This window comes from Sinorhizobium sp. BJ1 (assembly GCF_002531555.1).
Lineage (GTDB): Bacteria > Pseudomonadota > Alphaproteobacteria > Rhizobiales > Rhizobiaceae > Sinorhizobium > Sinorhizobium fredii_B.
On record NZ_NWTH01000017.1, the window covers coordinates 73,704 to 87,594 of the forward strand.

10 protein-coding genes are annotated in these 13,891 nt (G+C 60.1%); 3 read left to right on the forward strand and 7 right to left on the reverse strand.

What is annotated here, in order from left to right:
* Window positions 1–28: 28 nt before the first annotated feature.
* The gene (locus CO676_RS20715; protein ID WP_014763576.1) at window positions 29–2,170 is read right to left on the reverse strand and encodes a caspase family protein; all 2,142 of its coding nucleotides are present in this window, start codon (window positions 2,168–2,170) and stop codon (window positions 29–31) included.
* 387 nt (window positions 2,171–2,557) lie between these two features.
* Between CO676_RS20715 and tssI the strand changes: the two genes are divergently transcribed.
* From tssI to CO676_RS20735, 3 genes are read left to right on the forward strand one after another with little or no spacing between them, the layout of a single operon-like run.
* Window positions 2,558–4,864, forward strand: coding sequence for a type VI secretion system tip protein VgrG (gene tssI, locus CO676_RS20725; protein WP_014763577.1), 2,307 nt, complete (start codon window positions 2,558–2,560; stop codon window positions 4,862–4,864).
* A 12-nt stretch (window positions 4,865–4,876) separates the two neighbouring features.
* Window positions 4,877–5,302: a DUF6484 domain-containing protein gene (locus tag CO676_RS20730; protein WP_014763578.1), complete on the forward strand. Its 426-nt coding sequence runs from the start codon at window positions 4,877–4,879 to the stop codon at window positions 5,300–5,302.
* On the forward strand, window positions 5,302–5,649 hold the full coding sequence (locus tag CO676_RS20735) for a hypothetical protein (RefSeq protein ID WP_097522448.1): 348 nt from the start codon (window positions 5,302–5,304) through the stop codon (window positions 5,647–5,649). Before CO676_RS20730 ends, CO676_RS20735 begins: the two co-directional genes overlap by 1 nt.
* 8 nt (window positions 5,650–5,657) lie before the next feature.
* Here CO676_RS20735 and CO676_RS20740 read toward each other — a convergent pair whose 3' ends face one another.
* Genes CO676_RS20740 through tssM form a run of 6 tightly spaced genes read right to left on the reverse strand, consistent with a single transcriptional unit; the run spans window position 5,658 to window position 13,891 of the window.
* On the reverse strand, window positions 5,658–6,713 hold the full coding sequence (locus tag CO676_RS20740) for a hypothetical protein (RefSeq protein ID WP_097522449.1): 1,056 nt from the start codon (window positions 6,711–6,713) through the stop codon (window positions 5,658–5,660).
* Between the two features lie 15 nt (window positions 6,714–6,728).
* Window positions 6,729–7,703: a PAAR-like domain-containing protein gene (locus CO676_RS20745; protein WP_014763581.1), complete on the reverse strand. Its 975-nt coding sequence runs from the start codon at window positions 7,701–7,703 to the stop codon at window positions 6,729–6,731.
* On the reverse strand, window positions 7,700–8,737 hold the full coding sequence (locus tag CO676_RS20750; RefSeq protein ID WP_097522450.1) for a 3-oxoacyl-ACP synthase: 1,038 nt from the start codon (window positions 8,735–8,737) through the stop codon (window positions 7,700–7,702). Before CO676_RS20750 ends, CO676_RS20745 begins: the two co-directional genes overlap by 4 nt.
* A complete protein-coding gene (locus CO676_RS20755) occupies window positions 8,734–9,834 on the reverse strand; it encodes a DUF2169 domain-containing protein (protein ID WP_097522451.1) in 1,101 nt (366 codons plus the stop codon). The genes CO676_RS20750 and CO676_RS20755 overlap by 4 nt, the downstream gene beginning before the upstream one ends.
* On the reverse strand, window positions 9,834–10,379 hold the full coding sequence (gene tagF / locus CO676_RS20760) for a type VI secretion system-associated protein TagF (RefSeq protein WP_014763584.1): 546 nt from the start codon (window positions 10,377–10,379) through the stop codon (window positions 9,834–9,836). Before tagF ends, CO676_RS20755 begins: the two co-directional genes overlap by 1 nt.
* A complete protein-coding gene (tssM, locus tag CO676_RS20765) occupies window positions 10,361–13,891 on the reverse strand; it encodes a type VI secretion system membrane subunit TssM (protein WP_097522452.1) in 3,531 nt (1,176 codons plus the stop codon). Before tssM ends, tagF begins: the two co-directional genes overlap by 19 nt.

The following is a 13,891-nucleotide window of genomic DNA, read 5'->3' on the forward strand; positions in this document are numbered from 1 at the left end:
CTCCTGTGTTTTACAAACTCAAGCAATCTCAAAGCCCGTTTTGCTGAACAAATAGTTCAACCTCTCCTTCGACCGCTTTTCGAGTCGCAGCATCCAGCTTTTCGCCGACGGATGTCCTCGTTTGCTCCGCCCCTTCGACCTTGAAACGGGTCGCCAGCGTTGCGTTGAAATATGCGCGTCGCAGGTCCGGCTTTCCGCGGGCAAAAGAGCCCTGGGCGTGACCTTTGGCAAGTTCAAGATACGCGTCCTCAAAGCCGCGACGCGCCGACAATTCAAACAGCGAAAGTGCGCGCTTCGTATCGCGGGACACCTTGCCAGCTCCTTTCAGAAGAAGGCGCCCTGCGTAGAGTGGCGCATACTGGTTGCCCATCTCCGTCGCGCGGAGCATCAGATCCAGTCCTCGTTTGATGTCTTTCGGCACGCCCAAGCCGCTGACATAGGCACGGCCGAGATTGTTGATCGCGTCGATCTGCCCGGCATCGGCCGCTGCGGAATAAAGCTTTGTCGCCTCGACATCATCCTTCTTCACGCCCGTGCCGCGGCGGAAGCTGTCGCCCAACGCATTGATTGCATTCGACCAGCCGCTTGATGCTGCAAGTTTGTACCAGAGAATCCCTTCCTCGGGGATTTTAGGCACTCCTTGGCCGCGTATGTAAGCTGATCCGACATTCGTCCTTGCTCTGAGATTTCCGAGAGACGCCGCCTTCATGTACAGATCGAAGGCACGCTTGTAATCGATCTCGCGGCCCATCCCGACGCGCGCCATAAATCCGAGATTGACGAGTGCGGCGCTGTATTGCTGCTCGCCGGCGAGCTCGTAGAAATGCTCCGCCCAGTCGTAGCGCCGGGCTATTTCCAAAACCCGGCCAAACTGGTACTGCAGACGTGCGTTTGTAGGATTTGCAGCCAGGGCAAAGCCACAGGCTCGCAGCCCATCGCGAACATTCACGAGTCCGTTCGTAACACCAGGTACAACACGTTGTGGGTCGTTTGGGTCGGCTGCGTAGAGGTCGCAATCCGTTACCAGAGCCTTCATTCCACTTCCTGTAGCTGGCATTTCTCGCGGCCAGATACGAAAAGTCTCGCTTACGGCGCGCTCGCCGGCCTGCTGAAAAACGAACTCCTCACCGGCGGCCGCAGTCTTTGCGCTCAAAGGCGCCTCGTTGGAAATCGGTGTGGCAGCAAGTGCGCCGGTGACAAAGAGCCCACGCTCATGCAGTGCAGCAATCTGGAGTTTGCTGCGCTTGAGCGCTTCCGCCGAAAGCTGGCTATTTGGAAATGCCTTTACGAAGCGTTCGAAATCCCTCGGGTCGGGACTGTCCTGAATGAAGTGCCAGAGCACCCGGTCAATCGTCAGTTCGCCATTGCCTGCCGAGACCTCCGACGCCGATTTACTATTGTCGCTCGCGCGAAAGACGAACCTGGTCTCAATCGAGCCCGTGATCCATGGTATCTGCGATCCATTGGTGGCGAGGCGTACGTCTCCGCGCACTGTTCGGAATGTGTCATAAACGTCGAGTCCCGGCTGCTGAAGTGCATTGGCCAGCGCCGAAGAATAAGGGCTGTTCACGCCCGTGCCGTCATAAGCGACTTCGCCGGCGCCAGTGGCGAAGGCGATGAGAACCTGGCCTGCGCCGGCCTCGATGTTCGCCAAACCCTCTCCCAATCCCTTTTGGCTTGTGAGCGGATTGTTGCGGCAAGCGTCCAAAATGATCAGCTTGACGCCAACCGGATCGTCCTTGACGATGTCGAGCAGGGTATTGAGGGCGATGGCGTCATCAAGGACTTCTTTGGCCGATCCCGTTCGTACATCGACGGGTAGCAGCAGGTTTCGACCTTCATGCTGCAACGCATGTCCGGCATAGTAGAGGATCGCCATATCGGCGCCGAGAAGATGGGTGCGGATCGCATTCTCGAGATCGTCGACGGCTGCTTTCTTGACATCGTAGAATAGCAGGACATCGAACCCAAGCTCCGTTAGCGTGGCGGCAATCAGCTTGGAATCGTTTTTTGGATTTGCCAGAGGCGCAAACTCGTATTCGCCGTTCCCGACCACGATAGCCGCTCGCCGTTCCGCGTAGGCCATCGACGAGAACGCCGTCAAAAACAGCGCCACCAGTGGGATCAGGAAAGTCCATTTCAGCGCAAAGGAAGAAATTTTCTGTCTCATTGGCCGGTAAGCCTAATTGCTGCTTCGTTCAATTGATTAGGCGAATATTTGCATGACCATAGTAGTGCAAATTTCGCAGCTCCGCAGCCGGGAAAAAAGAGGGTCATTCCCTATGTTGTTCAAGCTGAATGCGTTGCCGGATCTCGACGGCACAACGTGAAATAGCCGGACATCACGCTTCTGGGTCTGGGCCAAGCAGGCCAAGTCGAGCAGAAATGTATCCATAACTCGGCTTGAGTTCTCGGTGGGAAAATTCAATCGAATTCGATACTTCAGGCATGGAGTACAGAACTGGTGCAATCGACATGTGTCTTTCGAGGTGGCAGGTCGTTATGGTAAGTTCATGATCCAAGTCTGCCGGCGTCACGACACAGGGTTGTTCTCCGCATGTCCGAAGACCGCAAGACATTCGTCCAGACGCCGCTCGATCCCGCGAAGCTGACCTTCACCCATCTGCTCGGGTATGACGAAATCAGCCGCTGTTTTGCCTTCACCGTCGGGTTTGTCAGCCCCGACGAGAATGTCGATCCGCTGAAACTCCTCGGAAAACCAATCTCGGTCGAGGGAGAGTCCGGTGATCCGAAACGCTGGTTCAGTGGGCTTGTTTCGGATTTTCGCCTGATCCGGATACAGGAAGGGCTTGCATATTACGAGGCGGAGGTGCGGCCGTGGCTTTGGCTGTTGGGCAACACGACCGATTGTCGCATCTTTCAGAACATGAGTGTCGTGGAAATCGCCGAGGAGATCTTCTCGAAATACAAGCCCGCCAAGTTCGAGAAGCGGTTGCAAGGTTCCTATGAGGCGCGGGAATACTGCGTTCAGTACGACGAGACTGACCTGGACTTCGTGCAGCGCCTATTCGAGCACGAAGGCATCATGTATTTTTTCGAGTATGGCGACGGTGAGCACACTCTCATCCTTGCCGACGCTATGAACAGGCTGAAGCCTGCCCCGGGTTATGCGACGGTCAAGTTCCGTGCCGAAGGCGAACCGATCCGACGGGACCAGGAATATATCACAGAGTGGGTAGCGACCAGTTCCGTCCACCCGGCCACCTATGCCCACACGGACTACGATTTCACCAAGCCCGCCGCCGACCTGATGGCGCAATCGGCGCAGCCCTTTGCGCATTCGCAATCACGGGGAGAGTATTACCGTCATCCCGGTGCCCACCTGACTGTAGGCCGCGGCGACTCCGTTGCCGTCGTAAGGCGAGAGGAAATTCAGGCTGCGCACAAAAGGATCGCGGCCGCCGGCACTGTGCGTGGACTGGCTTCGGGTTGCACGTTCAAACTGGAAGACTTCCCCCGCAAAGACCAAAACGCGGAATATCTAGTGCTTCGCGCCGACTACCGCCTTTTTGACCCAGGCTACCGCCCCGCCGCCTATGCGGACGAAGAGACCTTCCGCGCGAACTTGAAGGTTGCGCCGACTTCGCTGACTTATCGGCCACCGCGTATCACGCCTCGGCCGATCATGCGTGGTCCGCAAACGGCGACAGTCGTGGGCCCCAAGGGTGAGGAAATCTTCACGGATAAATACGCTCGGGTGAAGGTGCAGTTTCACTGGGACCGTCTTGGCAAGAAAGACCAGAACAGTTCCTGCTTCGTGCGGGTCTCGCAGACCTGGGCGGGCGCGGGCTGGGGGTTCATTCAGATCCCGCGTATCGGCCAGGAGGTGATCATCGACTTCCTTGAGGGGGACCCGGACCGGCCGATTATCACTGGCAGGGTCTATAATGGCAAGGAAATGCCTCCCTACGAGCTACCGGGAAATGCAACCCAGTCAGGGCTGAAGACGAATTCCTCACCTGGTGGGGGAGGCTGGAACGAACTGCGCTTTGAGGACAAGGCGGGATCGGAGGAAGTCTACTTCCAGGCGCAGAAGGACAACAACCTGCTGATCAAGAACGACCGCAGCAAGCTGGTCCAGCACGACCAGTCGGACCGTATCGACAACAATGCCAAGCATTCTGTTGGTGTGAACCTCGATGAGGACGTCGGTAACAACAAGACGACGAAGGTCGGCGTCGACCGAACGGTCGATATCGGCTCCAACGATACCGAAACCGTTGGAATCAACCGCTCGCTTACGGTGGGCGCTGACGAAACGATCAGCATCGGCTCGAATTCCACCGAGACGATCGGCTCAAATCACACCCAGACAGTTGGCATCGTCCAAACAGTCACTGTGGGGGCGGCACGCATCGACTCAGTCGGGGCCTCAGAAACCAGAACGGTAGGGGCCTCACAGACGAACACCATCGGCACGAACCGGTCAGTGAGCGTGGGCAGCAGCCAAAGCCATGACATCGGTACGTCCGACAGCTGGGAAATCGGCACCGACCAAAGCGTTCAGATCGGCGGCGGACAGACGAGCGAGATCGGCAAGGGCCGCAGCGCGAAAATCGGCGAGGACGATGCAACGCAGATCGGCGGAGCGAGATCGATAAAGGTCGCCAAGAGCAGCCTGGTCGAAATTGGTCAAGACGGTGGCGTGAACGTCGGGAAGAAGCTGGTGATCGAGGCAGGCGAAGCAATTACCATCAAGACTGGCTCAGCAATGATCGTAATGAAAAAGGACGGCACGATCACGATCGAAGGCAAAGATATTTCTGTCAACGCCAAGGGCAAGTTTGTCGGCAAGGCTTCGGGCGAGGTCAGTTGGAAGGGCAGCAAGATCAATCAAAATTAGAGGGGCACTCGGATGTCCGACACTCGGGAACGTATTGAAGGAGTGGTGATCGGTGTTTTGCTGGGGTTCGAGGCAGGCGCGCCGCTGGTGGTCTTTCCAGGCAATCCCCGGGAGACCGCGATGCCTGCGCGCAGTCTGGCCGACCTGACGTCTGTGATGATCGGTGCCGAGGTCGCGTTGCTCTTTGAAGGCGGAGATCCGACGCGGCCGCTCATCGTTGGCCGAATTGTTGAACCGGCGCGCAAGCCTTCGATGCCGAATGTCGTTCGTGACGGCGAGCGCGTGCGGATCACCGGCGAGGAACGCATTGAGCTTCGCTGCGGCAAGGCGACGATCATTATGGAAAAGGATGGTCATATCACCATCCGCGGCACCTATGTGACCAGCCACGCCAGCGCCGCGAACCGCATACGTGGCGGATCGGTGAACCTCAACTGATGCCGGCCGCGCCTGTTCTTCGCGAAATTGTCCGTCAGCATGCCGAAATGGCCGCATTCCTGTGGACGGTTTACGACCGGCATCTGCTGCATCCGGATGAGAACCCGGAGATGGACGAGGAGCGGCTCGAACGGTTGATTGAGCGATTGGAAGCGCATCTCGACGGTCTACGTGTGGCGGGCGAGGCGGGGCTGGAAATTGCGAAGGAGCGCTACGCCGAATATCCGGAGGCTGGCGAGTTGTTCGTGATCCGAATGCTCAAGGCAGCACGGCCTATCCCGGTCAGGCAATTGGACCTGGAGAAAGTCAGGGAATATCTCAGGGTGAACGGGGCGTTGGCCCGCTGAGGACAGCGCTAGTCGCCGGCCAGGCCCCACATGTCGTCAGGGATCGGCACACGCTTCCAACGATCCTCCTTAAAGACAGCGACGCCGCTATAGTCAAAGAGAATGATATCCCGTCCGACCACGTCCATGCGGTTCGGCGTGCGAAGATCGGCTGGCAGCTCTATCGACCGCCTGTAGGCCAACGCCGTATCGAAGATATGAACTCCCGCCGCACCCAGGATCGCGATTTCGCTCTGCCAAGGGCTGATGGTGTAGAAATCGTCAGTCAGGCCGATGGAGGATAGGTCCTCTGTTGCGTTCAGTCCGCTTGTGCGCACGATGACACCGTGGTCACCCACGGCAACGATGTCACCGCCGGGCATGACGATACAGTCGTTCAGACCGCCGCGAGCGTCCGTCGGGGCTTCGGTCCACCCACCGTTGCGCAGGTACAGGGCAGTCGAAGGCGGCACGCGGATTGTCCTAAACCTATGCTGGAGATCATCTGCGCCCTCCGCATCGCCACTTGCGCGTGCGCGGTCGATCTGCGCCTGTTGCTCGGGCGTAGGGTCGTTGTATTGAACCCGCTTCTGGCCGCAAAGGGCCACCGGACCGGTGCCAGGCCGGATCGCCATTCCGAAGAAGGCGCAGTCCTCGACCCCCCGCATGTCAAAATCGCACAAGCGCACCCAGTCGTCCTTCTGGCGGCGCTCATACAGCTGCGAACCGTACCCGCAGGCATAAAGCCTGCCATTGTCCCTTGCGATCCGCGACATTGCTCCATAGCCTTCAGCGTCGTCGCTTAGCACGCCGGCGCCCTCTATCTTTTCGACAGGGATGTCGCCGATCAGGAAGTATACGTCTCCCTCGTTGCTCATCGGAACGAAGACCGGCTTGCCGTCGCCGGGGTCAACGATTGAGGTGATCGACTTGATCGTGCGCGGAAGCTCCGCGTAACCCCATAAGATCTCGTGACCTTCGTTGTACATGAGGACGATGCTCTGAGGGTCTTCGTCCCTGAGTTCGCCAATCGAGATCGCGAACTGCTGTCGCGACACTGCGTGCCCCGCCCATAACCTGATCATCGGCCTCGTTCCTTCCTACCGGTTCATCATGCGGCCTTTGGCGCCCCGGCTGGGCAACGCGTTTGACGTCCGCAGCGTCTGGTCGTCATCGAGCATCTTGGATTGCTTGGTTACGGCCCGCTTTGCCTTCCGGATGCATTCCGGCGAGAGATCGAGCTCGTCGAGCGTGGACTTAGCCACCTCATGAACTTCTTCCGAAGTGCCCGTGCCCCACTCGCCGGATTTCTTCAGCTCCTTTTTCTTCTTCTTTAGAGCCTCGCCCTTCAGCGGCTTGCCTTTGGCATCGACCGCACCCGCCTTTCCGATCGCGTCCATGCCCTCGCGCTCGACCTCATGGATTTTGTCGTGATTCTTTGGTGACAGGCAGATGCATACGCCTCCTCCGAGGGTGGGCGCTCCGGCGACTCGCTTCTTCGGATCGTCGGCCTGGTCGCGCGTGCCCGTCCGGTAGGCCTTGTCGGGCACAATGTGGTGGGCCTCGCCCCCGGCCTTGTTGCACTTGTCGGCGATGTCGTCGTAGCTGCCCACCATGCATTCTATGCCGGCGTTCGGCTTCTTTCCCGGCCGGCCGGCGCGGATCATCGGCGGTCCGCCACCCTGCGGGGAAGTGTGGTCGTTCGAGGCGATGTCCGAGAACCGGTTGACGGGCTCACCGTCCATCTTCACGTCGTTCGACCAGGCGTGCGCGTATTCCTTACCGGTGATCTTCGAGGTTATGATGTTCTTTTTCGGCGCACAGCCCGCCTCGTCTCCGGTGCACTTCGAATAGTACGATTTGTTCTTTTGATTGACGGTTTCTCCCCCGATCTTGACCGTGCTTGTACCCTTATCAGTGTCCGAATCCATTCCGAACGTTGGGTAGGGCACGGGCACGCCGGGCGGTGTGGCCGGCGTCTGCGGCGGCGTGAAAGCTACATAGGGAAATGCCGCGATCACCTTGTTCGCCTGCGCCTTGCAGGATACCTCCAGTCCGTTCGCGAACACGGTCATTTTCGCCATTCCCGTATCTTGCCGGAGGCGAACACGGCCGCACCGCAGCCGCCATCGTCGCCCGAGGCTTCGATCAGAACTGGCTCGCCCGCATTGTATCCCTTGCACGCGGCTGTCATCGCCATCCCCGCCATCATCGGGACCACGGCGGCCCCGACATTGCCGACGCTTTCGGTGGGGCTCCAGAAATCCTGAAAGCCATGATGGCCTCTGACCAGTCGCAGTGACGCAAGTGCAGATTGCTTGAAAAAGTAACTTTCGCCGATGACGTCGGATATTCGGTAGCCGATGCGGTTCATTTCTATGCCTGCCTCGGCGAGCGCGGCGCGGTAGGCGCTGGTCATGCCATCGCCGCGAAAAGGGAGGTCGGCATGATTGTAGATGTAGGCAGGCTCACGGGCGAGCCCGAGACCGAGGAGGCGAATGCGGCCGTTGCCTGGCGGGGCGCAGAGGACCGCGGCGGCGGCCTCGCCGGGAATAAAGCCATTCGGATTTTCCGGCGTCAGCAGGCGATTGTCTGCGAGGTAGTGAGTCATGGCCGCTGCTGTCAGATAGCTGTCGACTCCGGCGATCATCACATAAGGTGCCTCACCCGCTGCCAGGATCCGCCGCGCCCGCTCGAGTGCGACATGTCCGGAGGGACGCCCATGGGCAACAATTCTCGAGCGGCCATGCGGCGGACTTTCAGCGATCTCCCCAACCCGACTTAAAAGGCGCGGACCATCGGGGGCAGGGCGGCCGGGTCGACCCTCCTCGGCAAGGCAGAGAATGAGGGCGGTTTGGCCGCGCGCTTCAGGTACGGTTTGGAAAGCCTCGCAGATAGCGCCGGCCGCCAGATGGGCAATACGCTTTTCGCCGATCCAGTTGCGCGGCAGGGGCACCGGAGCACCGATCAGCCAATCGCCACCAGATCCGAGAAAGCGCGTCTCCTGAAAGCCGTCCAGCCGCGCCCGCATGGCCGCGCAGGCGGAAGGCGCGTCCAAGCCGACGGCTGTTACCATGCCTATGGAAACGATGTCGATCGATACGCTCAAACCTCTTCTTCCTCTAATCCTTCTGCCACATCGGCGCGGATGTAGCGTCGACCCGAAGCCCGCGCCCGCAGCATGGATTCGGTCGGCGGCCCAACCCAGCATTCGCTGAAGTCCAGGATTGTTCGGTGGATCCGCTGCGAGACCCGCCACACCAGCGAAAGACGGCGGTGCTCCAGGTCGAACAAGACAGTGTCGGGCAGTATCGCCCTCTCAATGGCTTTTTCGGTTCCCTTGAACAGCGACATTGGCAAGCTGGTGCTGGGAAGACGAAAGCTCTCGCGGCCCGCGGGGGTCAGGTTCACCAGTACCACCTCTTCGCCCCCCTTTGGAAAGCTGATCTGCTGATCGGGGGGCGCCATCTGGAAATAGCGCTCGTCGAAATCCGATGGCAGGAAGGGGAAGATGTTGTCGGCCCAGTTCTGGTCGTAGGTGCCGCCGAATTCAATCCTGCCCGGCCAGCCTCGCCCCATCGGGCCGAAGCTCATTGGCCGGTAGTCGCCGAAAGGCGAGCGGATCTCCTCGCCAATGGCTTGAGTATTGGGCAACTTGAGACCGGGAATAAGATGCTGGTTCTTCGGTCGCGCCCATCCCGTGCCAACGGGGTTGAGATGATAGCTGGCGGGAAGATTGTCATCTGGATCGAGGCGGTCCCTGCCTCCCCAAGCTGTATCGTAAGAAAATGGCTGGCGCAGGAACGGCAGCGGCGCCGTCGCGGAAAAGAGCGGCCCGCGGGCGCGCCATTCGCGATCCCCCACCACGTCAAAGGCCTTCGACCATTCACCAAGCTTGATGCCGACCCGGACACGCTCGGCGGGACGTCCGCCCGGTGCATAGGCGCACCCATTGGCGATCACGTCGCAGCGTGGCTTGCGGAAGGCGAAGTCCGTCTCCCAGAGCGTGGCTGAAAAACCCGGTTTACCGGTATGAGTATCGGCCATCACCAGCGGCACCTGCTCGGATGATTTGCGCACAGGACCGCCCGGCGTCTCGGGAAAGTCGAATGTTCCCTTGACCACCACGATGACGTACTCGTGCCCGGCTTTGTCCATGCCCATCGTGAATTCGGTCGGGAAGCCGGTCTGGTTCCAAATTTGCATCAGCCGGACCCCAGACTTGCGCAAAGGAGTTGGCGGAGCGTCAATTCGGGCACGTCGGGGTTAACCTCAATCGGTTCGGATCGTCGAACCCAGAATACCATGCGCCGGACCAGGTCGCCGGTGCCCGCGACTGCGGGAAAGGGAAGGGAGATTAGGCGGGCGGCCAGGCACTCGCCGTCGAGTTGACCCTCGCGCGCTGACGTCCCAGCCGCCTCCAACGTGTCGAACCACTCCGCAGCGGCAGTCGCGATATCGATGGTCGCAATCAGCGGCGCGGCAGCAATCGTCAGCGGAAACTGCCGGCCTGCGCGGTCGGCGCTTGCGATCACCACGCCCGTCATAGGCCCGAAGGCCTCGTGCCCCAGCAAAAACCGCAAAATGGGCTTTTCCTGCATCGAACCTTGCGAAAATCGGTGAACGAGATGTCGGCTGATCCAGCGATCCCATGCGCCAACGAAGGAGGCGGGCAGGCCGCGCGTGACAAAATCCCCCGTCGCCGGCAACTTTCCGAAGAATCCCGGCAGGATCAAAGCCGCGTCGGACACGTAAACCTCGCGAACATTTTCAGGTCGTAGGGATTGGCTACGCTCGCCGCCCGTAGCTCAAAATCTGCGTAGTAGCCTTGGGCGGCAAGCCGCAGCCGGTAGAGTTCCGGAAGCTCGGTCCTCGTCAACCGCCCGGCACGCAGCATCCGCAGCAATGCCCAGCTTCCTGTCTCGCTGACCATTACCTCCGGCGAGCCGTCGATCGGCTGGAAGGCGAGGGTAATCACGCCGGTTCCGTCCTTGCCTGGCCAGGTCATCGGCTGCGGTCGGGTTGGGTTGTTGTAGTAGGAGAGGCTTTGTCCATCGACGTTCAGCGTGACGCGGCCGACGGTCGGCGAAAGGTCCTTGGCCTCGAGTGTAAAGGTCAAGATCGGTCCGGCGCCGCCGGGGAAAAGACTGTCGCGGATCAGCCGGCTCTGCTCCAGAGCTGCCAGAGCGGATGAATCAAGCCGGATATCCGAGCGCCACTTCCAGGGGTGCCGGGTTACGTCGATATAGCTGACCAGGTGATTGTTTATGAAGCTGTCGATCAGTCCTCCGGGACTGAAGATACGGGCAAAGTCAACGACGTTGACGTCGATTGCGCTCTCAGGGACGAACGGGTATCGATTCGTGAGCGCAGCCTGACAGAAGGGCAACACGTCCGCGCGCCAGATGGCGTTCAGTTCTGAGGTGACGGCTCCCGTTGTAAGACCGCTGGTGTCCCCGGCGATGCCTGCCAGCCAATCGTCGAGCGGGTCGGGCAGGGTCGCGGCCTGCCTTGCCACGGCCCCCGTGAGTTCGGCCAAGCCGCCTTGTCGCTTGATTGCGTCCTGGGCATCGGGACTTGCCTGTACGGTCTGCAGCATGTTCGAGAGCGCGGTCAGCGCCGTGACTGCGTCATTGAGTGCCGGAGGTTGGCCGTCGACCTCGGCGATTGCGCCCTTGATGGGCTTGAAATGCTCTGCGACCAATGCGCCCGAGAGATCCACTTCGGACTTCGAGCCGGGGGTGGGCATCAGCTTAACGCCTTTTTTCGCGAGCTTGCCGATCTTGCCGAGCTTCGACAGCAGCTTGGATGCTCCGGCCGGGGCCGCTTTGCCGCCGCCATCGGATTCGGAACGGGTAAGTTCCGTCTCGTGCACGATTGCGTCCAGCAGCCGCTTCATTGAGGAATCCGCACTGGAGAGATCCTTGAGATTCTCGCTGGCAGTCTGCAGGTCCCCAAGCGGGGCGAGCCTGACATCGCGCAGGAAGCTATCCCACTGCGAAATGTAGTCGTCGTAGTAGAGCTTGAGGATGTCCTGAGCAAGCGACGCGACTGACGGGCTGGCGCTTTCCGAGCAGCCGCCGGCAAAGACGGAACGATCGAGCGCAGCCTGCGCGGCCACGTCCTCCAGCCTGGCGAGGATCACGTTATGGAAGCCGTCATAGGTGAAGGCCCCGCTGATCCCTACTCTAAAGGTCTTCTGCGAGCGGCGAGCGAGAACCTTCGGGCCGTTCGGGCCGACATGATCCGCGGGGATCCATTCCTTCAGCGCCCTGACCTCCGGATCGGAGAGCAGTGCGTTATAGGCGCGCACAGGCAGTGGAATCGAGCAGATGCTGCGCAATGCTTCGCCTACCAGCGCTTCATCGGCAGAGATCAGACTTTGATCCGCAGCCATATTGGCGATCGCGGCGAGTTGATGATCGGCGGCCATCTCGGTGCGGAATGGCGGCACGGGCGCGAATTCAGGCAGCCGCTCCGTCCACCATTGCTCGGCGAATTCGAAGTCCATCGGCGACAGCCCGGTCATCATGCGATACGTCTTCAGCGCGCCGAGCTGGAATTCCGGGTCGCGGATCTGGCGCCACATCGTTGCCTCAAGCAGCGCGACCATACGCGGTTCCAATATGTTGCGTAGTGCGCGGTCATAGGCATCAGCCTGAGCCTGCCTGATCTCGGTGGCGGCGGAAGGGCCGATCAAGGCCGCTATACCAGCCGGCGGTTCGCTACGGGCATTCGAAACCTCGGTGACGGCCTCGAGCGCCATATCCAGATCGAGGGGTTCCAGTGGCGCCTGGCGTGCGGCAACCGGAGTGAGCGGAAGCTGCAAGGCCTCGAGCTGTTCTGCTTGTGCAGCAAGAGTTGCGTAATTCTTGCGATAGGAGATGGTGAAGACCAGACCGGCCATTAGGACCAATCCCGCTGCGGCCACAACGGCGCCGCGCCATATCCAGATACGCCGTTCCTCTGCGGCGGGATCGAAAGTCCCGAGGCCCGCTTCCTTGAAGATCACCTTCGAGAGCAAGTCCCTGAGGAAAAAGCTGCGCTTCTCGGCCCGCGGCATGGGGGAGGCTGGCTGTGCCGGCAGGCCGAAAGACGACGACAGGGCGGCCGTCAGTCGATCGATCGCCGTGCCTTCTTGGGTTGCGGAGGTAAGATAGATACCGCGCAACCAGGCGCTTTCGGCATAGCGACTTTCGCCAAAGATGGTCTCGACCAAGACGCGAACCGGTTCCGAAACGGTCTCAACCTGAGCGGGGAAACGGAATATCTCTGCCCGGGCGACAAGGTTCTCTTCGTTTTCGAGGCGGGGAATGAGGCGTTTTTCCAGCACGGCGGTCAACGCCGTGAGTTCCTGTGAGACCTCGCTGCCGTCAATGCGTGCACCGGGGGGAAACGTCGCTCCCCACACCTGCTCGCGATCGGCTGTCGAGAGCCCTTCAAAGAACGTCTCGAACCCCTTGATGAGATCCGCCTTCGTCAGCATCAGGTAGACCGGCAAGCGGATCTTGAGGTGTTCCTGAAGTTCGGTCAGCCGTTTGCGGATCTGCCGACCATGTGCGCGAATGACCGCGTCGCCCTCCAGGAGCGTCTCGATAGAGAGCGCCACGATAACACCGTTCAAAGCGCGACGGCCCCGGTGTTTCTTCAGAAGATCGAGGAATGCCAGCCATTCCGCTGCATCGACCTCAGGTTGGCTTTCCTGTTGAACGTAGCGCCCGGCGGTATCGATCAGTACCGCCTCTTCCGAGAAGAACCAGTCGCAGTTGCGGGTTCCACCGACCCCATGCAGATCGTCAGTAAGATCAACGGGGAAGCTCAGTCCTGACTGGCGCAGTGCCGTGGTCTTGCCGGTTCCCGGCGGGCCTATGATCACGTACCACGGCATATCCCGAAGGAACTTTCGACCTCCGACTTTATGACGTTTCAGTTCGCTCATCACCTCGCGAAATTTCGCGCCCACCGACGCAACGCCCTCTTCTGCCGGGGATGGTGGCGCCTCCGGTTGAGGGGCGATTTCGGATACGAAAATGCGATTGGCGCGGATCGCCCGGCGCTGCGCCGCAATCCACCAGATGACAAACAGAAGGAGGAGGACGCCAATCACAAACAGCCGCACCATCTCCGAAGCGAATGGCGTGCTCTCTCCGACACTGATGATCGGACCGAATACCCAGATGAGCAGGGATAAGAGCATCAGGCCAATGAAGGTCCAGAGCCAGCGCGAGGTGAGGACAGCCCAGACAAACCTGAAGATCTTCAT